Origin of the sequence: Hansschlegelia sp. (genome assembly GCF_035538955.1) — a bacterium.
GTDB lineage: Bacteria > Pseudomonadota > Alphaproteobacteria > Rhizobiales > Methylopilaceae > Methylopila.
Genome location: NZ_DATLJK010000014.1, coordinates 338,036 through 359,595, shown reverse-complemented (window position 1 = coordinate 359,595; position 21,560 = coordinate 338,036). Strand labels below are relative to the sequence as shown.

The window sequence follows — 21,560 nt, the reverse complement described above, 5'->3', positions numbered from 1 at the left end:
CTCATTTGCCAAAGAGCAGGGCGGCCAACCGCTGGAGCAGGCCTGGAGGCTGTGCTGCAGGCGGGTTCTGTCCAGGGTGGTTTCCGCTCTACGCGTTGGCGGCGAAGGGGTGCTTCGCAGTCGCGGCCTGAGCGACCACGTCCTTGGCCTTCGGCTCGCCCATGACGGCGCGCTTGAGGGCTTCCTTGGTCGCCTCGTAGTTGTACTGCTGGATCTTGGCGTCGTCAGCCGCTTCCCAGTGGATGAACACGCCGACCGAGATGAACAGGTCGTCGGCTTCGTCCTCGGGGATCACGCCTTCCGCGACGCTGTCGACGACAGCCTTCGCGACGCCGTACTGCGCCGGGCCAAACATCTGAACGGCCTGACGGGCGTCCTTGATGGTGACCTTGTTGAACAGGATCGTGTTCGGCTTGGCGAGCAGGTTCGGCGTCACGACCGCGAGCAGCGAGGTGAAGCCGTCCTTGTTGTTCGTCAGAGCGTTGACGAACGCCGACTCGGCGGTGGAGCCGCGCGGGCCGATGATCAGGTCGATGTGAGCGACCTCGTTGCCGTCGCCAACCAGCGACTCACCGATAAGCGTCTTAGTAATCTTCGCCATAAGCATCCTCCCAGCGTTAAGCCATGGTGTAGTCGGCAGCGCCTTGACGGCCCCCCGCCGACTCGATGCCCCAGGCTATCGTTGCGTACTGCGTTCGGCGGGGAACCGAACCGGTTGGCCTGATAGCTTCGAATAAGGACATGCGGCGCGCACACTAGTCGCGACCACGCGCGGACGGCAAGGGCTTCTTATGAAGCGCGACCGCTCGCCGCCTCCGGGCGCCCTGACCGTTGCAGGCCTCACCGCCTCGAGCTCCAGCGCCTTGCGCTGCACAAAAAATTTATTGCGGCGCACAATAGCCGGCGTACACTTCGACTCGTCGCCGGCTTCAGCGTCGCCGGCGGTCGATCCGGCGCGCTACGCCGGCAGTCGCCAGGAGCCCGACATGGACCTTGTCCTGTTAGTGTGCCTCGCCGCGTCCCCTCAGTCGTGCCACGAGGAAAGGCTCCTCATGAGCCTTCAGCAGGCCGAACCCCGCATGTGCATGGTCGGCGCCGTGCCTGTTCTGGCGGAATGGTCGGGCGACCATCCCGAGTGGCAGATTTCCAGATGGAAATGCCAGCAGTCGGATCAGGTCCGGCTCAGCCGGAATGCCGACTAAGAAGCGTTCTAAGGCGGGAATCATAAGAGAAGAATAAATACCGCCGAATATAGACGCGAACCATTCGCGGAATTAAACTTCCGTAACCTCTACGGGAGATTATCAGATTCTGCGTTTGGAAGGCGCGTGCGGCGCCTGAGGTCGGCGCCCGGAACGGCGCGCCTGGCTCGCGCGCCGGCGTGACTGGTCTCGGCTTGCGATCCTCCACGATAGTCACGACAAACCGACGTCTGACTGTCGGACGATCATCCATGCGGCGCGCGCGTGTTCGGCGACGCGGCCGGACAATCAAAAGAGCCCAGCAGGGCCGCAACGGGAGACCGGAAATGTTCAAACGCTATGCCGCCTCGCTTGGAATCGCCGCCGCGCTGGTCGCCGGCGCTCCTGCGGGCGCCGTCGACCTCGCCAAGGGCCGCACCAACCTGCCGGATCTCGTGTTTGGCGACGACAAAGGCGACGATTACGCCGTCAGCCAGAAGGACATCGAGCTCGAGGCGGGCAAGGCTTACAAGCTCGACATCGTGTCCAAGGGCGGCAAGGAATATAAATTCTTCTCGCCCGAGTTCTTCCGGAACATCTGGATCAACCAGATCGTCATCGATCATCTTGAGATCCATGGTCCCGGCGCGCCGCATCATCTTGAGTGGGACGACGCGGGAGCGATTCGCCTGGAGTTCGTGGTCATCCGCCCGGGCGAATTCAAATGGTGGATCGACGGCCTCGAGAGCCGCGGCATGACCGGAAAGATCGTGGCGAAATGAGGCGCGGAGACTTGATCGGCGGCGTTGTTCTCGCCGTCGCCTGCGCTGCGCTCGCCGGGACGGCGGCGCGGGCGGACGAAGCGGCTGAGTGCGACGCCGGAATCCAGATGATCAGGGCCGAGGCGGCCGGTCAGCACCGGCCGGCCGTGGCCGACGCGCTCAGAAAGGCGCTGAGGGTCGCGGAGCGGGAGAAGGGCGAGAAGGAGTATGACGAGTGCCTCGACGCCGTCGCTGACGCGAAAAAGGCGTTGAACAAGAAGTGATGTCGCCGGCGGGCGCCGGCCCGCCGCGCACGCGAAATCTCCGGGGCGGCGACGCCGCTCCGTCGTTCTGAGGTCCGCCGCATGTGGCGCCGCGCGCACCAGTCTCTGAGATTTCGGCTGGCGATCCTGGTCACGACGGTGGTGGTCGTGACGGGGGCAGCCGCCTTCGCGATCGCGTGGACGCTGGCCGTGGCGAGCGGCCACGTCAGCGAGCTTTCCTCCGCTCAAAGGCGGCTGGAGCTGCTCTCGGCGGTGTCGGGGCGGGTGGCGGACTACGCCTTGAGCGCGCTTCAGACCACCCAGACTAGCGAGCTGCAATCGGATCGCCTCTCGCCTCCGCGCAAGCGCGTGCAGGAGGCGTTCGAGCGCCTGAACGAGGAAGTGGCGCGCGAGGTTGCGCGGCAGAGCGACGAGGAGGCGGCGACCCTGGTCGCAGCCCGAAGCCGCGTCTTCGCTTTTATGCGAGCCCGGTTCGATTTTCTCGACCGACAGACCCTGCAGGCGATCAAGGACGCGCGCGCAGGCCAGCCTGACGCCTCCGCCCGGGTCAAAGTCGCCCTGGACGACTTTGCGAGCGGGTTCAGTCCGGCTCTGAGCCAGGCGATCGAGGAGGAGCGCGCGGCGGCCCGCGGCGCCGACGCCGCGATGGCTGATCTCCGGGCGCGGCTTGCGCCCATATCGGTTGCGGCCATCGTGGCGGCTGCGTTGATCGCCTTCCTGCTGTACCGGGCGGTCGCAAGCCCGCTGCTGTCGCGGATCTCTCAGGTGGCCGGCGCCGCGGCCGCCATCACGCGCGGACAGACGGAGACGCGTCTCTCCGTGCGCGGCCATGACGAACTGAGCCTTCTGATGATGCGCTTCAACCGGATGGCGCTCCAGCTGTCGCGGCGGGAGGAACGCCTGCTCAGGGCGCAGCTGCGGCTTCAGGAAATCGTCAACGCCCGGACGGCGGAGCTGCGCGAGGCCAACGCGCGCCTCTCCGACGTCGACCGCGCCCGCCGACGCTTCTTCACCGACGTCAGCCATGAACTCAGGACGCCGCTTACCGTGATCCTGGGCGAGGTCGACATCTCTCTGCGGGGGCAGCCCGACGCTGGCGCCCTGCGCGCGGCGCTCAACACCATCAGAGCGCGCGCCCGCGCCCTGCACCGCAGGGTGGAGGATTTGCTGAGGGTCGCCCGCTCCGAAAGCGGCCAGCTCGAACTCGAATTCACTCCGGTGTCGCTGGCCGAGATCGTCCAGACGGCGGCCGACAGCGCAGAGGCGGGCGCGAAGGCCGCGCAGATCAAGCTGCTGGCCGGGCCGTTTGCGGTGGACCCGATCGTAGAGGCCGACGCCGACTGGCTGCGGCAGGTGATCGAGGGTCTGATCGCCAATGCGGTCCGCCACACGCCGCCGGGCGGAGCGGTCCGCCTCGACGTCCGCGCCGCCCGCGACGGCTCGGCCGAGATACTCGTCGCGGACGACGGCGGCGGCATCCCGGAAGCTGACCTGCCCAAAATCTTCGAACGCTTCTACCGCGGAGGAGATCAGAAGGAGGGCTCAGGCTTCGGCATCGGCCTTGCTCTCGCGCGATGGGTCGTCGAGCGCCATGGAGGCGAAATCACCATCGACAGCAGCACCGGCGGCGGCGGTCTTCCGTCCGGCACAATCGTCACCATTCGTCTGCCCGCGCATGCCCCGCGCCTCGCCATCGGAGCCGCTTCATGACCATCCTGATCGTGGAAGACGACGTCGACATCGGGTCGGTGCTGCGGCGCGGCTTCGCCGCCGAGAGCTATGACGTCGAACTGGTGGGCGACGGCGAGGCGGCCCTCGCGGTCGCGACGGGCAAGCCGCTCTGCGCCATCATCCTGGACGTCATGCTGCCGGGCAGGTCCGGGATCGATGTGTGCAAGGCCCTGCGGGCGGCCGGACAGACCGCGCCGATCATCATGCTGTCTGCGAAGTCGAGCGTCTCGGACCGGACCGAGGGCCTGCTCGCCGGCGCCGACGATTATCTCGTGAAGCCGTTCGATTTCGAGGAGCTGCTCGCGCGGGTGCGCGTCCAGGAGATGCGCCGCGAGACCAGCGGGACGGACCAGCGGCATCTTGTGGTGCCGCCGCTCGATCTCGATCTCGAAACCCGCACCGCGGCGACGCCGGACGGCTCGACGCGGCTGACCGAGCGTGAGGTCGATCTGCTGGCGCTGCTGATGCGCCACGCGGGCGAACCGCTCAGCCGCGCCGACATCTTCGCCGCTCTCTGGGCGGGGCACGGCGGCGCGTCGCTCAATGTGGTCGACGTTTACATCGGCTATCTCCGGCACAAGCTCGGCGAAGCCATGCCGGACGGGGGCCGCTTGATCGTGACCGTCCGCGGCCGCGGCTTCATGTTCTCGCCGACGTGAGCCGCTGCGGCCGGTCGCCATATTGGCGCGCTCCGCCACGGCGGTGCATAATGCGGGCATAACAAGGGGCCCGCGGCCCGCGACAGCGCTTGCGCCGTGGATGAAGCCCCGCTCTGGTCGAGGAAGGCTTGCCCTATGCGTCGTCTTGTTTCCGGCTGCAGCGTGGCGGCTGGGCTTGCGCTGTGCGTCGCGATCGCGGCGCCCGCGAGCGCCAATCCGGCTGCGGTCGATCTCGTATTCTATGCGCCGTTCCTGAAGCAGGTCGAGAACGGCTCCGAGCTGTCTTACCGCTATGTCAGGAAGGCGGACGGCAAGGACCTGGCGCCGTCGTTCGAGGATGAGGTGAAGCTCACCGTCGGCCCGAAGGGCGCCGAGGATTCGGTCAAGATCGACCTGTTCACCGGAGCCCGCGGGCTCTCGCTGCCGAACATGGCGCGCAGCGGAAATCCCCTTGTCGTCGCGCTGTTCGAGCAGGACGTGCGAGAGATGCAGAAGGTCTCGGGCGGCAGTCCCTTCTATCTGCGCAACCGGATCATGGAAGCGCTGAGGAACGACCCGGCCACCGAGCCGACCAAGATCCAGTATGACGGCCGCACCATCGACGCCTGGACGGTGAAGTTCGAGCCGTTCGCCAAGGACCAGCACCGCGCCCAGCTCAAGGGTTTCGCCGATCGCGCCTATGAGCTGACCTTTGCGGACGATGTGCCGGGCGGCCTCTACGCCATCAAGAGCGTCACCCCGAAACAGGACGGCGCCGGCCCGCTTCTAGTGGAGGAGCTGATCCTGCAGCCGACCAAGACGGCGGCCAAGCCGATGGAGGGCGCAAAGCAGTGATGAAGAAGATCGCAGCCGCGGCCGTGGCGCTCTTGCTGCCCGCAGGGACGGCGTTCGCGGGCGTCGGCGACGACTACACGACGGTCGACAAGGCGGATTACGTCTTCGGCTGCATGGCGGCCAACGGCCAGACCCGGCAGGCGCTGGAGCAGTGTTCGTGCTCTATCGACAAGATCGCGACCCTGTTGCCTCACTCGGACTATGAGGAGGCGCAGACGGTGATGAGCATGAATCAGGTCGCCGGCCAGATGTCCGAGGTCTTCCGCAGCAGCGCCCAGCTGCGCGACAAGATCGCGAACCTCCGGCGCGCGCAGGCGGAAGCCGACATCGAGTGCTTCCCGTGAGGCCAGAGCGCCGCTAGCGCACCACCGTGACGCGCTTGGCCGCGCGGGTCAGTCCCGTATAGAGCCAGCGCGCGCGGTGCTCGCGGAACGCGTAGCTCTCATCGAACAGCACCACGTCGTCCCATTGCGAGCCCTGCGCCTTGTGGACCGTCAACGCGTAGCCATAGTCGAACTCATCCGAGCGCTTGCGCTGCGCGAACGGGATCGCCTCAGCCTCGCCGGTGAAGAAGGCCTTGAGGACCGTGATTGAGACGGAGCGGCGGGCGCTCTCGTCGTCGGGCAGCACGTCCATCTTCACGCGCGTGGCGTCTGCGCTCTTCAGCCGCTGCACCAGCCAGGTGCCGCCGTTCAGCAGGCCCTTGGTCTTGTCATTCCGGAGGCAGACCAGCTTGTCTCCCACGGCGGGCATCGGATCCAGCAAGCCTTTCAGTTCGCGCAGCCGGCCGTTGTAGAGCCGGCGGGTGCGGTTGGTGCCGACAAGCACCTGGTCGGCGCCTGTGACGTCCGCAGTTTCGATCTCGCGACGCGAGGTCACGCGGCTTTCGCCGAACACGCCCGCCTCGAGCTCGCGGCCCTCCCGAACCGCAAGCGACATGCGGATGATCGGGTTGTCCGCCGCCTGCCGGTGCACCTCCGTCAGCATCGCGTCCGGCTCGGCGTCGGTGAAGAAGCCGCCGCCGCGCACCGGCGGAAGCTGGGCCGGATCGCCCAGAACCAGGACCTTCTTCCCGAAGGACAGCAGATCGCGACCGAGCTCTTCGTCGACCATCGAACATTCGTCGATGACGATTAGATCCGCTTTGGCGGCGGGCCCGTCGCGGTTGAGGGCGAAGGAGGGGGCATCCTCGTCGCCGCCGCGCGGCCGGTAGATCATTGCGTGGATCGTGCTGGCGCCCTCGCAGCCCTTGCCGCGCAGCACCAGCGCGGCCTTGCCCGTATAGGCGCCGAACGAGACGTCGCCGTCGACATCCTCCGCGAGATGGCGCGCGAGCGTCGTCTTTCCCGTCCCGGCATAGCCGAACAGCCGGAAGACCTGGGAACGCGGCCGCCGCAGCCATTCGGCGGCGGCCGCAAGAGCGGCGTCCTGTTGAGGCGACCAGCGCATCAGATCTCGTCAGACGGAGTTACGTTGGCCGCCTTGTAGACCGAGTCGCGGTCCAGACCGGCGCGCCGCGGCAGCGTCACGCGATCCCCCGACGCCAACCGAGGCCTTCCTCGGTGCCGCCCAGCGGCCGGTACTCGCAGCCGACGCGGCCGGCGTAGCCGAGCTCGTCGAGCGCGCGGAAGATTCTGAAATCGTCGAGCTCGCCCGTCCCGGGCTCGTTCCGTCCCGGAACCGAGGCGATCTGGACGTGCCCGGTGATCGGCAGGAGCGCCTCGAGGCCCTTGAGCACGTCGCCGTGCAGGATCTGGCGGTGATAGACGTCGAACTGCAGCTTCAGGTTCGGCAGCGCGAGCTCGCGGATGAGCTCCGCCGCTGCGGCGAAATCGTTCAGAAAGTAGCCGGGCATGTCGCGCGGATTGATCGGCTCGATCATCACCTCGAGGCCTCGAGCGCCGGCCTCGTCGCAGGCGTAGCGCAGCGCGTCCCGATAGGCGGCTGCAGCGCCCGTGTCGGGTGAGCGCGCGATCCCGGCCATGGCGTGCAGCTTCCGCGTTCCCGTGGCCTCGGCGTAAGCCAGAGCCTGCGCGACGGACGCACGGAACTCCTCCCGCCGATGCTGCAGCGCCGCAAGTCCGCGGTCGCCCGCCGCCCAGTCGCCGGGACTGAGATTGAACAGTGTCAGTTCGAGTCCCGAGGCGGCGAGCCTGCCGGCGATTGCGTCCGGCGACTGCTCATACGGGAACTGCAGCTCGACCGCTTCGAACCCGGCGTCGGCCGCCGCCGCGAAGCGGTCGAGGAGCGGATGCTCCGTGAACATCAACGAGAGATTGGCTGCGAAGCGCGGCATCGGGAGGGGCTCTGGAGGAGCCGCGGAGCATAGACGACGGGGTCGGAAACGCCATCGGCGCGGGCATCCGCCGGCCGGCGACACGTCATTCGGTCGGAGCTGCCGCGCATGCATATCCTCCGACTCTCACGGTCTCGTAAGTAAAATCGTGAAGTGGATAACATTCACGTAGGAATCTTGCGGAAGCAGGCGCTCGCCCAAAGCTAACATCAGCCGATTACGAGGCTCGCCGCGACGCCGTCGCCGTCAGCGGACGATGATGCTTGCGACGCATCAATATGGGAAGGAGACAAGTGAGATGATTATGTTGAAGGACGCCGGAGCAGTACTGCTTGCTGCCGGCGCGTTGACGTTTGCGGCCGCTCCGGCGCTGGCTCTCACGGTGGCGAACCAGAGCGACAAGGCCCAGGAGATCACGGTCGACCGAGGCGCCGACGAGCCGCGGACCAAGATCGACGCCGGCAAGTCGGCGAATCTTGAATGTCCCGGCGGCTGCGAGGTGAGAGTGGTGGGCATGGGCTACGGCCTGCCGGCCCGTGACGGCGACAAGATTGTCGTCGGCAAGGACCTCCTGCTGAGCTACGCGGATCAGGAGCAGGCGAGCTCCGACGAGGCCGCCAAGAGCGGCGCCAAGAAGATGGCGGAGTGAACGCCGCAATCGGGCGCCCGCTGAACCGGAATGCATAGCGGCGCCGCCGTCAGGCGGCGCCGCCCCTGTTCGGCTCAGAGTCTGACAGCCGGTCCAGAACCTTCTCCGGCACAATCTTGCGTTGTGCGTCGTCGACCTCCGGCTCCTGCTCGAGCGGTATATCCAGCTTCGCGGCGATCTCCTTCACCATTTTCACGAGCGTCGTGATCTCTCTCTCCGAGAGGAGGTTCACGTGGAGGTCGAGCTGCGCCCGGCGCTCGGCGACTGCGGCGTCGCGGTTCTGGCTGATCAGCACGAACGTGGAGAGGAAGATCGCCTCGACGGACGCAGACGTCGCCAGGATCACGAAGGTCGGGTCGAACGGGCGGATCATCGGGACCAGACCGGTGTTGACGGCGATCCAGCCGATCACGGCGCAGAGGTGCACGTAGACGAAGCCCATGCTGCCCGTGGCGGCGGTGATCCGGGCCGCGAGCCGCTCTTCAAGCGGCGCCCTGGTCTCCTCGGCCTGGCGTCGCTGTTCAAGGCGACGGATGTTCTGGTCAAGAACGGGGCCGAGATCTTCGCGGTCGGCTTCTTCGGTTACGCTATCCGCGCTCTGAGGGTCATTGCCCGTCATGCGTTGAACGCCGCCATGCGATGAAGCCTTGTCGGGAAGGAAGAAGATCGGTCGCTGGCGCAACAACTGCAGGGCGGGTGAAGTTCCTGCCGCCTGGGGCCTCCGCCGGCAGACGACCTTTGGCGGCCCGAGCGACGGTTAGGCGGCGTGGGCTGCGCCGAAAGCATGAGCGCGCGGGAAGCGGACCGCCGGTATATGGCCCCTCCAGCCAGAGGGCCGCCATGTCAGCCGACGTAACCGAAGCGCCTGATCATCCCAGCGCCACCGGCGGCGCATTCAATCTCGCCCGCCACTGCCTGGCCGAGAACGCCCGTCTCCGCGGAAGCCAGACGGCGCTGATCATCGCCGAGGGGGACGGCGGCGCGCCGCTTCGGATGACTTTCGCCGAGGTCCTGGACGCGGTCATGCGCCTGGCTGGCGGTTTGGCCGGGCTCGACCTGCCGCCACGCTCCAGGATCGTGATCCGGATGGGCAACGAGGTGGACACGGTCCTGCTGTTCTTTGCGGTGATCGCCGCCGGCCATGTCGCAGTCCCGACGTCGATGATGCTGACGACCGACGACGTGCGCTTTGTGACGGCGGACGCCGAGGCGGCTGTGGTGGCGCTTGGGCGCGACGCGGTGTCGGAGCGCGGCTTCGGCGGCGCGCTGGCGCTCCGCCCGGACGAACTCGCCGCCCTCAGGCAAGCTGCGCCGCTCGCCGACTTCGCCGCGACAGCTGCGGAGGATCCGGCCTATCTCGTCTACACCTCCGGCACCACCGGCCGGCCCAAGGGCGTGCTCCACGCGCACCGGGTGGCGCTCGGGCGGCGGCCGATGCACCAGCACTGGCTGGGTCTGCGGCCGGGCGACGTGATGCTGCATGCCGGCGCGTTCAACTGGACCTACACGCTCGGCGTCGGCGTGCTCGACCCGTGGTCCTGCGGCGCGACGGCTGCGCTCGCGCGCGGCGTCTCGGACCCCGCCGCCTGGCCCCGGCTGATCGCCGCCCTCGGCGCAACGATCTTCGCCGCGACGCCGGGCGTCTACCGGCAGATCATGAAGCGCGGCTGGACGGAGGGGCTCGAACTGCCGACGCTTCGTCATGGCGTCGCCGCCGGCGAAGCGCTCGCTCCGGCGCTTCTCGCCGAGTGGCGCGAGAGAACCGGCAAGCCGCTCTACGAGTCCTTCGGGATGAGCGAGATCTCGACCTTCATCTCGTCAGGACCTGCCACGCCGCCGCGTGCGGGCTCCGCAGGCAAGCCGCAGCCTGGCCGTCATATCGCTGTCCTGCCGCAAGAAGGCGGGACTGATCCGTCGCCGCACGGGCAGGTGGGGCTGCTCGCGATCCACCGCTCGGATCCAGGCCTGATGCTCGGTTACTGGCGGCGCGCGGACGAGGAGGCGGCCGCCTCCCGCGGCGAATGGTTCGTCAGCGGCGACCTCGTCTCGATCGATGACGACGGCTATGTCTGGCACCACGGTCGGGCTGACGACGTGATGAATGCGCTCGGTTACCGGGTTTCGCCGGCAGAGGTCGAGGCCGCGTTGGCGGACCACCCTTGCGTGGCCGACATCGGCGTCACGGAATGGCGGGCCAGGGAGGATCTCTCGATCATCGCCGCCTTCGTCTTGCTGAAGGAAGGCTTTGTCGCCGATCCCGCCGGCCTTGCGGCGCAGGCCGAGGCGCGGCTCGCCTCCTACAAGCGCCCGAAGGCGTTCCACTTCGTCAAGGCGCTGCCCCGTTCGCCGAACGGCAAGCTCCAGCGGCGGCTGCTCGCGTCCACCATCGAGAGCGGCGCCCGGCGGGCGTGAGGCCTACTCTCCGGCGCGCCGCGTCCAGCCGGTGGCGCTGAGATATTCCTGCGGCCGGAACCGGCGCTTGTAATCCATCTTCGGCGAGCCATCGACCCAATAGCCGAGATAGAGGTAGGGCAGCCCGAGCGCCTTTGCGCGCGCCACGTGGTCGAGGATCACATGGGTGCCGAGGCCGCGGTCGCGAGCGTCCGGATCATAGAAGGAGTAGACCAGCGACAGGCCGTCCGAGAGCCGGTCGACGAGCGCGACCGCCAGCAACGGACCCGCGCCGCGCCCGTTGATCGCCGTGTCCGGCCCGCGCCGGCGATATTCCACGAGCCCCGTCCGGACGTGGCTGTCCTCGATCATGGTGGCGTAGTCGAGCACCGTCATGTCCACCATGCCGCCGTCAGCGTGGCGGCGGTCGAGATATGACCGGAACAGGGAATACTGCTCCGACGTCGGCTGCAGGCCGATCTCCTGCCCGACGAGGTCGCGGTTGAACGCGCGGTTGCGGCGGAACGCCTTGGTCCACACGAAGTCGCTGACGCAGACCCGCACCGAGACGCATGCGCGGCAGCTCTCGCAGGCCGGCCGATAGGCGATGGTCTGGCTGCGGCGAAAGCCGCCATGGGTGAGCAGATCGTTCAGGCTGGCGGCCTTGTCGCCCACCAGATGCGTGAAGACCTTTCGCTCGAACTGGCCCTTCAGATAGGGACAGGGCGAGGGCGCTGTCAGGTAGAACTGCGGCGTATCACGAGCGTGGGCGGTCAAGGCGCGTACCCGAGACTCGCCACGGTGCCGCCCGCGGCGCAAGTCCGACCATCAGGATATCAGCGGCGTTGCGGCCGACAAGACCGGCTCACGTGAGCCGGTCCAGCGTCCCTCGGTCGACGAACAGCGTCCCGAGCACGAGGTCGTGCAGCAACTGCTTGCGGCGTGTGAAGAGGCCGACGACGAGCACGAGCGGCGTCAGGATGGAGACCGAGAGATAAAGGAACACGACATGCGCGGCCGCGACCACGAAGCCTGGCCGCGCGCCGTCGGCCAGTCGACACGTCAGCCCCGTCAGGCGCATTCCCCACGTGGCTGCGCGGTCACCGCCCAGCGTCGCGCCGGAATACAGAATCGCCACGATCGGAAACACCATCCCGTAGAGCAGCCAGGCGAGCCCGAAGGTGAAGATGCCGAGCACGCCGATGATGACGCTCGCGAGCGCTGTGAGGGTCAGCAACACGCAGAAGTCGACGCAGAAGGCGAGCACGCGGCGGCTGAGCACCCCGTCGTAGAGTCGCGGCTCGGCCAGAGGATCCCAGCTGTCGCGCAGCGGAACGGCGGTCGGGGAGAGGGGCGCAGGCTGCATCTCGCGTCGGCTCCGGGGGCGGCTGAAGTACCTCCTCGAATCTGGGGGGCGTCCGGCCGCTCCGCAAGCGGCCAGCGCAGCGAAGGCCGGATGCCACAGCCCGACTCGCATGGCCCCGAGCCGCTGGCTTCGAAATGAACGAAAAGCGCACCGCCGGAAGAGGGGAAGCTGGAGGCCACGCCCGGAATCGAACCGGGATACAAGGATTTGCAGTCCTCTGCGTAACCATTCCGCCACGTGGCCTCGCGCGCGGGCCGGGGGGCTTTGAGGTCCCTCGGCGTTGCTTCCGCGGAATGGGGGGCTCTCCATAGCCTGCGCTCTCTCCGGCCGCAACACAGGTGACCGATGCTTGCCACAGCGCCGCGCCTGTCGCAGAAGAGGCGCGGCAGCGCGGCCGGCGGGCGCCGCGTGGGAGCGCGAGGCTCATGACCGATTTCGAGCGTCTCAGGCACGGCATGGTCGACGGCCAGATCCGGGTCGCCGATGTCACCGACCACCGCGTCCTCTCCGCCTTCCTGAGCGTGCCGCGCGAGAAGTTCGTTCCCGGCGGCCGCGAGGACCTCGCCTATCTGGACATCCGCGCGCCGCTCGGCGCGCCCGGCCGCGCCATGCTCGAGCCGATGACGCTCGCACGGCTCGTGCAGCTCGCGGCGCCGGAGGAGGATGAATCCGTTCTCGTGGTCGGCTGCGGCCTTGGCTACAGCGTCGCGATCTTCGCGGAGCTTGCGGCCCGTGTGGTCGGTCTTGAATGCGACCCGGTTCTCGTCGCCGGCGCCCGCGAGCGGCTGGCGGATCGGCCGAATGTCACTGTCGTCGAAGGCGATCTCACCGCCGGCGCGCCTCAGGAGGCGCCGTTCGACCTGATCTTCTGCGACGGCGCCGTCTCGGTCGGGCTCGAGCGCCTCGCGGACCAACTGACGCCGTCGGGGCGGATCGTCGCGCCGGCTGGCATGGGGCCGGCGACCAAGGCGACAATCTTCCGCCCGCATCAGGGCAAGCTTGCAAGCGCGCAATTCTTCGACGCCTACGGACCGGCGCTGCCTGGCTTTCAGCCGACAGAGGCCTTTGCGTTCTGAGCTGCGATGGCTGTGGCCGCTTTGCGCCACCGCCGCGGTCTTTCGACCAAGGTAGCCTCCGCCGGTTTCCCTCTGGAGACCGCCCCGCTACGCTGGAGCGGGGTCGCGTCATGCCGCGCAGCGACGGAGCTTTCCGGCGCGAGCGGCGCTCGAAATCCGGTGTGTAGAATGTCGACGAACGTCTCGTTTCGTCGTCGCGCAGGCGCCTTGTGCGCCAGTGTGGCGCTTGGGCTGCTGTTCGCCGTCCCGGCGGATCAGGCGGCGCGCGCCCAGTCCCTCGAGCAGGCGCTCGCCCGCGCCTACGGCTCAAGCCCGACGCTGAACGCCCAGCGCGCCGCCGTGCGCGCGACCGACGAACAGGTGCCGCAGGCGCTGTCCGGTTATCGCCCGACGATCGGCATCTCGGCCGACTACGGCGTCCAGCGGACCGAGCAGGTTACGCCCGCCTCGCAGTTCCTTGGCATCAATGTGCCCAAGAGCAAGACGACCAACACGGGTCAGCCGCGCGGCGTCGCCCTCACGGCCGACCAGAACCTGTTCAACGGTTTTCGCACGCAGAACCAGGTTCGCACTGCGGAATCCAACGTGCTCGGCGCGCGCGAAGAACTCCGCAACACCGAGCAGAACGTGCTGTTCGACGCGGCGCAGGCCTATATGGACGTGCTGCGCGACTACGCGATCCTCGACGTCCGGCGGAACAATGTCGACGTGCTCAAGGAAGAGCTCCGGGCCGCTCGGGAGCGTTTCCAGGTCGGCGAGGTGACGCGGACCGACACCGCCCAGGCCGAGGCCGCCGTGGAGGGCGCGCATACCGCGGTCAGCCAGGCGGAAGCGCAGCTCAACACCAGCCGCGCGACCTACAGGCAGGTGGTCGGCGACGACATAGGCCGGCCGAAGCCGGCGCGCTCGATCGACCGGCTGCTGCCGAAGAACCTGAACGACGCGATCAATCTCAGCCAGGCGCAGCATCCTGCCGTCCTGGCGGCGTTCCACGGCGTCGACGCGGCAAACCTGCAGATCCGGGTCGTCGAGGGCCAGCTCTATCCGACGGTCGGGCTCGAAGCGGCGTTCCAGCGGCGCTACGATGACAGCTCCAACGTCTCGCGCGTGACCAGCGGTTCGATCGTCGGCCGCATGACGATCCCGATCTATCAGGCGGGGTCGGTCTCCTCGCAGGTTCGACAGGCCAAGGAAGTCGCCGGCCAGCGGAGGATCGAGGCTGACATCGCCCGCGATCAGGTGCGCCAGGCGACGGTTTCGGCTTGGGGCCAGCTGCAGGCCGCCACCGCCCAGATCGCCTCCGCGAAGGCGCAGATCCAGGCGTCCCAGACGGCGCTGAATGGCGTTCGCGAAGAAGCCAAGGTCGGCCAGCGGACGACGCTCGACGTCCTGAACGCCCAGCAGGATCTGCTGACCGCCCGCGTCACCTTGATCCAGGCGCAGCGCGACCGCGTGGTCGCGGCTTACGCGGTGATGTCCGCCGTGGGCTGGCTGACCGCCAGCAGGCTCGGGCTGAGCGTGGCGAGCTACGACGCCAACGTCCATTACGACCAAGTCCGCGACAAGTGGACCGGGCTTCGCACCCCGGACGGTCGCTGAGGAGCTGTGGGCGACCGCGCCGGCGCGCTTGTGGAGCGGCCGGCTGGTGCAATACTCGCCGTTAACAAAGGGTCGGCGTCTTCGGGTGATTCGTGAGCCGTGCGCATAAGCGGACGGCCAGCCCGGGGCGGCTCTGAGAGCGACGGAGAGACCATGAGCACGCCCGCGAAGGCTCAAGAGCCGACGATGGAGGAAATCCTGGCCTCAATTCGCCGTATCATTTCCGATGACGAGCCGACCCAGGCCATGACGCCGCCGAAGGCGTCGCCCAGGGCGGCCGCGAAGCCCGAGCCGGCCCGGCAGCCGGAGCCAGAGCCCGAGCCGGAGCCCGAGGCGGAAGAACCGCTGGGACAGGACGACATCGACGCCATGTTTGCGTCGTTCGACGCGCCGGCGCCGAAGGCTCCAAAGCCGGAGCTGGTCGCGCCACGGCAGATGGAGCCGCGGCCGGAACCGCTCGCAATGGCCGACGATCTCGACGTCTTCGAGCTCACCGAGGACATGGCCGAGGAGCCGAGGCCTGAGCCGTCGGCGGCGGCCTCACCGGCGCCGAAGGCCGCGGATCGGGCGACCGCATCGCGGCCGTCCGAGTCGTCCGAGCGGCTGCTGTCCGCCAGCGCGGACGACGCCGTCAGCAACGCGTTCGGATCGCTTGCGAACACGATCCTCTCGAACAACGCCCGGACGCTCGACGACATCGTCAAGGAGATGCTCCGGCCGATGCTGCGCGAATGGCTCGACGACAATCTTCCGCCGCTGGTCGAGCGTCTGGTGCGCAACGAGATCGAGCGCGTCGCCCGCGGCGGCCGATAGGTCCGAACCGGCGTCTCCATTCGCCGCAACATTGACACTCCCCACGGGGCTGGGCTTCAACGCGCGCTCTCAGTCCCGCACGTCCCAAGGCGCGTTCCCCAATGCTCGAGAAGACCTATTCGCCGGCCGAGATCGAGCCGCGCATCGCCGCGCGGTGGGATGAGGCGGGCGCATTCAAGGCAGGGGCCGGAGCGAAGCCGGGCGCCGAGCCCTATTGCATCGTCATTCCGCCGCCGAACGTCACCGGCTCGCTCCACATGGGGCACGCGCTCAACGACACGCTGCAGGACATTCTCGTGCGCTTCGAGCGCATGCGCGGCAAGAATGTGCTCTGGCAGCCGGGGATGGACCACGCCGGCATCGCTACGCAGATGGTCGTCGAGCGCCAGCTCAGCGCGCGCGGCGAGCCCGGGCGGCGCGACATGGGCCGCGAGAAATTCGTCGAGCGCATCTGGGAGTGGAAGGCCGAATCCGGCGGCACGATCCTCAAGCAGCTCAAGCGGCTCGGCGCCTCCTGCGACTGGTCGCGTGAGCGCTTCACCATGGACGACGGCCTCTCGCGCGCCGTCGTCAAGCTGTTCGTCCGGCTTCACAAGGACGGGCTGATCTACCGCGACAAGCGGCTGGTGAACTGGGACCCGAAGCTGCTCACTGCGATCTCGGACATCGAAGTCCAGTCGGTGGAGGTGAAGGGCCATCTCTGGCACCTGCGCTACCCCGTCGAGGATTCCGACGAGTCGATCGTCGTCGCGACCACGCGGCCGGAGACGATGCTCGGCGACGCTGCGGTCGCGGTGCATCCCGACGACGAGCGCTACAAGCACCTTGTCGGCAAGAACGTCGTGCTGCCGCTCGTCGGCCGCAGGATTCCGATCGTCGCCGACTCCTATTCCGATCCCGAAAAGGGCACGGGCGCGGTCAAGATCACCCCGGCGCACGACTTCAACGATTTTGAGGTCGGCAAGCGCCACGGCCTGCCGCTGATCAACGTGCTGACGCCGGACGGCCGCCTCACCCTGCTCGGCAATGAAGCGTTCCTGAACGGCGCGCCGGAAACGCTCGACCTCGATCTCGTGATGTCGCTCGACGGGCTGGACCGCGCCGACGCGCGCAAGCGCGTGCTGGCGCTGCTGGAGGAGCTCGGCCTGCTGGTCGAGACCGAGCCGCACGTCCATCAGGTGCCGCATGGCGACCGTTCGGGCGTCGTGATCGAGCCCTACCTGACCGATCAGTGGTACGTCGACGCCGCAAGGCTCGCCGTCGACGCGATCTCCGCGGTGCGCGACGGCCGCACGCGCTTCGTCCCGGAGAACTGGTCGAAGACCTATTTCGACTGGATGGAGAACATCCAGCCGTGGTGCGTCTCGCGCCAGCTCTGGTGGGGCCATCAGATCCCGGCCTGGTTCGGCCCGGACGGCGAGATCTTCGTCGAGGAGACGGAAGCCGAAGCGCTCGCCGCCGCCGAGAAGCATTATGGCGCGCCGACTGCGCTCACCCGCGACGAGGACGTCCTCGACACCTGGTTCTCCTCCGCACTCTGGCCGTTCTCGACGCTCGGCTGGCCGGACGAGACGCCGGAGCTCAAGACCTATTACCCGAACGCCGCCCTCGTCACCGGCTTCGACATCATCTTCTTCTGGGTGGCCCGGATGATGATGATGGGCCTCTACGTCATGGAGGAGGTCCCGTTCCGCGACGTCTACATCCACGCCCTCGTCCGTGACGAGAAGGGGGCCAAGATGTCGAAGTCGAAGGGCAACGTCATCGATCCGATAGAGTTGGTCGACGCCTATGGGGCGGACGCGCTGCGCTTTACGCTTGCGGCGATGGCGGCGCAGGGGCGCGACATCAAGCTCGCCAAGTCGCGCGTCGAGGGCTACCGCAACTTCGCGACCAAGCTCTGGAACGCCTCGCGCTTCGCCGAGATGAACGGCTCGGCCCCGGTGGAGGGCTTCGATCCGCGGTCCGCCAAGACCATTCTCAATCGCTGGATCCTCGGCGAGGCCGCGCGGGCGACCGCCGACACGACCGCGGCCATCGAGGCCTACCGCTTCAATGACGCCGCGGCCTCGGTTTACCGCTTCGTCTGGAACGTCGTCTGCGACTGGTATGTCGAGCTGGCGAAGCCCGTTCTGCAGGGGCAGGGCGGCAGCGAGGAGGAGGCCGCCGAGACGCGCGCGACGCTCGCCTTCATCCTCGACCAGTCCGCGAAGCTGCTGCACCCGTTCATGCCTTTCGTGACAGAGGAGCTCTGGGCCGCAAGGGCAGGCGAGGGCGGACGGAACAGCCTGCTTGTTCTGTCGGCATGGCCCGATCTCGAAGGTTTGGGCGACGCGGAGAGCGAGTCGGAGATCGGCTGGCTGGTGGAGCTCGTGACGGAGCTTCGCTCCGCCCGCGCTGAAATGGGCGTGCCGCCGGCGGCGACGCTGCCTCTCGTGCTGGTCGGGGCCGACCGGGAGCTCCAGGCGCGCGCCGAGCGCGCCGCGCCGACGCTCGCCCGCATCGCACGGGTGTCGAACGTCTCCTTCGCCGAAACGGCGCCCGGCGAGGCGATCCAGCTTCTTGTGCGCGGCACGGTCGTCGCCGTTCCGCTCGGCGGCGTGGTCGACATTGCAGCGGAACGGACCCGGCTCGCTAAGGAGCGCGAGAAGACCTTCGGCGAGATCAAACGCATCGACGGGAAGCTCTCGAACGAAAGCTTCGTCGCACGCGCGCCGGAGGACGTCGTCGAGGGCGAGCGTGAGAAGCGCGCGGGCTATCAGGACCGGCTGGCCAAGATCGAGGCGGCGCTGAAGCAGCTCGGCGGGTGACGGAGCGCGATTGGAGGCGCGCAGCGACGCGCCTCCGCCTCGAAACCTCCGGCTTTCGCCTTAGAATCCGCCGCGAAGGGTGTGCGGGGGGACTCCAGCCGGTGATCATCAATCGTCGTGAGGCAGTTGCGCTGTTTGGCGCGGGCGGGGCTGCGTTGCTTGCGCCTGTTGCGGCGCGCGGCCAGACGAGCCCGCTCGACTTCGACCACGGCATCGTCATCGAACGGGCGCGCCAGCTCGCGGCGCATCCCTATCAGCCGCCGCGGTCCGATCTTCCGAAGACGCTCGACGAGCTCTCGTTCGATGCCTATCGCGCCATTCGGTTTCGGCGCGAAAAGGCGTTCTTCGCCAAGGGCCGCAGCGATTTCCGGATGGAGCTGTTCCACCTCGGCTTCCTCTACAAGGCGCCGGTGGTGGTGAACCTCGTGCGCGAGGGCGTCGCGGCTCCGATCCCGTATGACGCCTCGCTGTTCGATTTCGGCGAGACGAAGGTGAAGGACAGGCTGCCGATCGACTTCGGCTTTGCAGGTCTGCGGCTGCTGTTTCCGCTCAACCGGCCGACCGTCATGGACGAGCTCGCCGTCTTCCTGGGAGCCAGCTATTTCCGGTTCCTCGGCGCGGGCCAGCATTACGGGCTCTCCGCGAGAGGCATCGCGATCGGCACCGGCGAAGCTGAGCCCGAGGAATTTCCGATGTTCCGGGAGTTCTGGATCGAGGAGCCAGCGCCCGGCGCCAGCGCTATCGTGATCCACGCGCTGCTCGACGGCCCGTCGCTCACGGGCTCTTACCGGATGGTCATCACCCCGGGGGAGGAGACTACGGTCGCGGTCGGCTCGACCCTGTTCCCGCGGCGCGACATTCCGAAGCTCGGCGTGGCGCCGCTCACCACTATGTTCTTCTACGGCGAGAACGACCGTCGCCAGTATCGCGGCTTCCGGCCGGAAGTTCACGATTCCGACGGTCTTCTGGTGCGCGGCGATTCCGGCTGGACCTGGCGTCCGCTGGTGAACCCGGACGCGCTGCAAAAAAGCGCCTTTTCGGATCCGTCGGTCCAAGGCTTCGGTCTGCTGCAGCGCGACCGGCTGTTTGAGGACTACCAGGATCTGGAGGTCCGCTACGATCTCCGGCCGAGCTACTGGGTCGACTCTGAAGGCGGCTGGGGCGCAGGACGGGTCGAGCTGGTCGAACTGCCGACCGACAACGAGACGTTCGACAACGTCGTCGCCTATTGGGTTCCGGAGACGCCGCCGAAAGCCGGCGAGTCGCTGCGATTTTCATACGGGCTGCGCGCCCTGAAGCTCGCCGAGCGGCTGACGCCCGAGGCCCACGCGGTGCATACCTTCGTGACGGAGGCGCGCGCCTCCGGCGACCCGAACCCGGGGCCTCCCCATGTGCGGCGCTTCATCGTCGATTTCGCCGGGGGCGAGTTGGCGTATTGGCTCGACGAGCCGAAGCGGGTGGTGACCGACACCCGCGCCAGCGTCGGGAAGATCAACGCCGCTTATGTGGTGCCCAATCCGGAGATACGCGGCTTTCGCCTGTTCCTCGATCACGAGATCGAGCAGCCGAACACGTCGGCGGAGCTCAGGGCGCTGCTGAAGGTCGGCGACCGTGTGATCACGGAAGCATGGGTCTTTCCCTGGACGCGGAGGGACTGAGCTCCCACTGCTAAGGCCTCAGTCGCCGAGGCTTTGACAACGCTGCCCTCGCGATCGATCCTTTCGGCCTCGGGGGCAGGGGGCCGCCTTGGACGTCCTGTTCATTCACAACAACTTCCCGGGGCAGTTCATCCACACGTCGCGGGCGCTCGCCCGTCGGCCCGGCGTCAGGGTCTTCGCCGCCGGCGGGCCGACCGCGCGTCCCCGTCCCGGCGTCACTCTGGCGACTTACAGGACGCCCGCCTCTCCGCCGCGCGCAGGCCACCCGCTCGCCGAGCGCTTCGTGGCGGACGTGGTGCGCGGCGAGCTCTCGGCCAGCGCCATGCAGCGGCTGAAGCGCGAGGCGGGCTGCGACCCGGCGGTGGTGGTCGGCCACTCCGGCTGGGGAGAGACGCTGTTCGCGCGGGATCTGTTCCCCAACGCGCGCCATCTCGTCTACAGCGAGTTCTTCTACAATTTCAGCGGGGCGGACGTCGGCTTCGATCCGGAATTCCCGGAGGCCGGGCTGCGATCGGCGCTGCCGGTGAGGACCAAGAACGCCGCTATGCTGACCTCGCTCGCAGCAGCCGATCTCGGCCTCTCGCCGACCGACTGGCAGAAGCGCCAGCACCCTCAGTTTCTGTGGGACAAGATCAAGGTGATCCATGACGGCGTGGACACCGCCGCCGCCTGCCCGAAGCCGAACGCGCGCTTCGCGATCCCCGGAACCAACCTGACGCTCAGGCCGCGCGACGAAGTCATCACTTTCGTGAACCGTCAGCTCGAGCCCTATCGCGGCTACCATGTCTTCATGCGCGCGCTGCCGGAGATCCTGAAGCGGAGGCCGCACGCGCAGGTCGTGATCGTCGGGGGCGACGGCGTGTCCTACGGGCGCCGCGCGCCGGAGGGCAAAACCTGGAAGGACATCTTCCTCGACGAGGTGCGCGACCGGCTCGACGTCGGCCGCGTCCACTTCGTCGGCAACATCCCGAAGCCCGACTTCATCGCGATGCTGCAGGTGTCGTCCTGCCACGTCTACCTGACCTATCCCTTCGTGCTGTCCTGGTCGCTGCTGGAAGCCATGGCGGCGGAATGCCTGATCGTGGCGTCGGACACGCCGCCGGTGCGCGAGGTCATCGCAGACGGGATCACCGGACGGCTGTTCGATTTCTTCGACGTGGCAGGTCTCTCTGAGCTCGTGGTGGAAAGCCTGGCTGAGCGGGAGCGGCTCGGCGCGCTCGGTCGCGCCGCACGTGCGTTCGCGGTCGAGAACTACGATCTCGAGCGGGTCTGTCTGCCGCGCCAGCTTGCCTTGATTGACGGTCTCGCCGGACAGAATACGGTGAATGGTTCGTTGCGCCCGGCCGAGTCTTCCGTGGCATAAGAGCAACATAAATAGAACAGAGCGCCGCGCTTTCGCGCACGCCGCCCAATTCGCCGCCATTCAGCCACAAAGCCCCAACTATTTCGGGG

21 protein-coding genes and 1 tRNA gene are annotated in these 21,560 nt (G+C 67.8%); 15 read left to right on the top strand and 7 right to left on the bottom strand.

Annotated features, from left to right (window positions below; all coding sequences use genetic code 11):
* Positions 1–88: 88 nt before the first annotated feature.
* Positions 89–601: a formaldehyde-activating enzyme gene (gene fae / locus VM780_RS11120; RefSeq protein WP_325447338.1), complete on the bottom strand. Its 513-nt coding sequence runs from the start codon at positions 599–601 to the stop codon at positions 89–91.
* Between the two features lie 451 nt (positions 602–1,052).
* On the opposite strand from fae, the gene VM780_RS11115 reads away from it, so the two are divergent.
* From VM780_RS11115 to VM780_RS11085, 7 genes are all read left to right on the top strand, one after another.
* Positions 1,053–1,202, top strand: coding sequence for a hypothetical protein (locus VM780_RS11115; protein ID WP_325447337.1), 150 nt, complete (start codon positions 1,053–1,055; stop codon positions 1,200–1,202).
* 326 nt (positions 1,203–1,528) lie between these two features.
* Positions 1,529–1,963, top strand: coding sequence for a hypothetical protein (locus tag VM780_RS11110; protein ID WP_325447336.1), 435 nt, complete (start codon positions 1,529–1,531; stop codon positions 1,961–1,963).
* Positions 1,960–2,226 (top strand): histidine kinase, encoded by a 267-nt coding sequence (locus VM780_RS11105; RefSeq protein WP_325447335.1) that lies wholly within the window; start codon positions 1,960–1,962, stop codon positions 2,224–2,226. The genes VM780_RS11110 and VM780_RS11105 overlap by 4 nt, the downstream gene beginning before the upstream one ends.
* Positions 2,227–2,307: 81 nt before the next feature.
* Entirely contained in the window at positions 2,308–3,936 is a 1,629-nt protein-coding gene (locus tag VM780_RS11100) for a HAMP domain-containing sensor histidine kinase (protein ID WP_325447334.1), read from the top strand.
* Positions 3,933–4,616: a response regulator transcription factor gene (locus VM780_RS11095; RefSeq protein WP_325447333.1), complete on the top strand. Its 684-nt coding sequence runs from the start codon at positions 3,933–3,935 to the stop codon at positions 4,614–4,616. Before VM780_RS11100 ends, VM780_RS11095 begins: the two co-directional genes overlap by 4 nt.
* 135 nt (positions 4,617–4,751) lie before the next feature.
* Positions 4,752–5,450 (top strand): hypothetical protein, encoded by a 699-nt coding sequence (locus VM780_RS11090; RefSeq protein WP_325447332.1) that lies wholly within the window; start codon positions 4,752–4,754, stop codon positions 5,448–5,450.
* Entirely contained in the window at positions 5,450–5,794 is a 345-nt protein-coding gene (locus tag VM780_RS11085) for a hypothetical protein (protein ID WP_325447331.1), read from the top strand. Before VM780_RS11090 ends, VM780_RS11085 begins: the two co-directional genes overlap by 1 nt.
* A gap of 13 nt (positions 5,795–5,807) precedes the next feature.
* On the opposite strand, the gene VM780_RS11080 is transcribed toward VM780_RS11085, so the two are convergent.
* Both VM780_RS11080 and otnI read right to left on the bottom strand, forming a co-directional pair.
* The gene (locus tag VM780_RS11080; protein ID WP_325447330.1) at positions 5,808–6,899 is read right to left on the bottom strand and encodes an ATP-dependent DNA helicase; all 1,092 of its coding nucleotides are present in this window, start codon (positions 6,897–6,899) and stop codon (positions 5,808–5,810) included.
* Positions 6,900–6,975: 76 nt separating this feature from the next.
* Positions 6,976–7,746, bottom strand: a complete 771-nt coding sequence (gene otnI, locus VM780_RS11075; protein WP_325447329.1) for a 2-oxo-tetronate isomerase — start codon at positions 7,744–7,746, stop codon at positions 6,976–6,978.
* Positions 7,747–8,044: 298 nt separating this feature from the next.
* Between otnI and VM780_RS11070 the strand changes: the two genes are divergently transcribed.
* Positions 8,045–8,395, top strand: coding sequence for a hypothetical protein (locus tag VM780_RS11070; protein WP_325447328.1), 351 nt, complete (start codon positions 8,045–8,047; stop codon positions 8,393–8,395).
* A gap of 49 nt (positions 8,396–8,444) precedes the next feature.
* Here VM780_RS11070 and VM780_RS11065 read toward each other — a convergent pair whose 3' ends face one another.
* Positions 8,445–9,014, bottom strand: coding sequence for a DUF1003 domain-containing protein (locus VM780_RS11065; RefSeq protein ID WP_325447327.1), 570 nt, complete (start codon positions 9,012–9,014; stop codon positions 8,445–8,447).
* Positions 9,015–9,235: 221 nt separating this feature from the next.
* Here VM780_RS11065 and VM780_RS11060 point away from each other — a divergent pair, with 221 nt between their 5' ends.
* Complete coding sequence (locus tag VM780_RS11060) at positions 9,236–10,807, top strand: acyl-CoA synthetase (RefSeq protein ID WP_325447326.1); 1,572 nt, start codon at positions 9,236–9,238, stop codon at positions 10,805–10,807.
* A gap of 3 nt (positions 10,808–10,810) precedes the next feature.
* On the opposite strand, the gene VM780_RS11055 is transcribed toward VM780_RS11060, so the two are convergent.
* From VM780_RS11055 to VM780_RS11045, 3 genes are all read right to left on the bottom strand, one after another.
* The gene (locus VM780_RS11055; RefSeq protein WP_325447325.1) at positions 10,811–11,563 is read right to left on the bottom strand and encodes an arginyltransferase; all 753 of its coding nucleotides are present in this window, start codon (positions 11,561–11,563) and stop codon (positions 10,811–10,813) included.
* 88 nt (positions 11,564–11,651) lie between these two features.
* Positions 11,652–12,152 (bottom strand): RDD family protein, encoded by a 501-nt coding sequence (locus VM780_RS11050; protein ID WP_325447324.1) that lies wholly within the window; start codon positions 12,150–12,152, stop codon positions 11,652–11,654.
* 169 nt (positions 12,153–12,321) lie between these two features.
* Positions 12,322–12,395: transfer RNA gene (locus VM780_RS11045), tRNA-Cys, on the bottom strand.
* Positions 12,396–12,577: 182 nt separating this feature from the next.
* Between VM780_RS11045 and VM780_RS11040 the strand changes: the two genes are divergently transcribed.
* The 6 genes from VM780_RS11040 (at position 12,578) to VM780_RS11015 (ending at position 21,471) form a co-directional block, all read left to right on the top strand.
* Entirely contained in the window at positions 12,578–13,228 is a 651-nt protein-coding gene (locus tag VM780_RS11040) for a protein-L-isoaspartate O-methyltransferase (protein ID WP_325447323.1), read from the top strand.
* 168 nt (positions 13,229–13,396) lie between these two features.
* On the top strand, positions 13,397–14,827 hold the full coding sequence (locus VM780_RS11035) for a TolC family outer membrane protein (RefSeq protein ID WP_325447322.1): 1,431 nt from the start codon (positions 13,397–13,399) through the stop codon (positions 14,825–14,827).
* Positions 14,828–14,980: 153 nt separating this feature from the next.
* On the top strand, positions 14,981–15,640 hold the full coding sequence (locus VM780_RS11030) for a DUF2497 domain-containing protein (protein ID WP_325447321.1): 660 nt from the start codon (positions 14,981–14,983) through the stop codon (positions 15,638–15,640).
* Between the two features lie 101 nt (positions 15,641–15,741).
* Positions 15,742–18,450, top strand: a complete 2,709-nt coding sequence (locus tag VM780_RS11025) for a valine--tRNA ligase (RefSeq protein WP_325447320.1) — start codon at positions 15,742–15,744, stop codon at positions 18,448–18,450.
* A gap of 101 nt (positions 18,451–18,551) precedes the next feature.
* Positions 18,552–20,108, top strand: coding sequence for a glucan biosynthesis protein G (locus VM780_RS11020; RefSeq protein WP_325447319.1), 1,557 nt, complete (start codon positions 18,552–18,554; stop codon positions 20,106–20,108).
* A gap of 88 nt (positions 20,109–20,196) precedes the next feature.
* A complete protein-coding gene (locus VM780_RS11015; protein ID WP_325447318.1) occupies positions 20,197–21,471 on the top strand; it encodes a glycosyltransferase in 1,275 nt (424 codons plus the stop codon).
* Positions 21,472–21,560 lie beyond the last annotated feature (89 nt).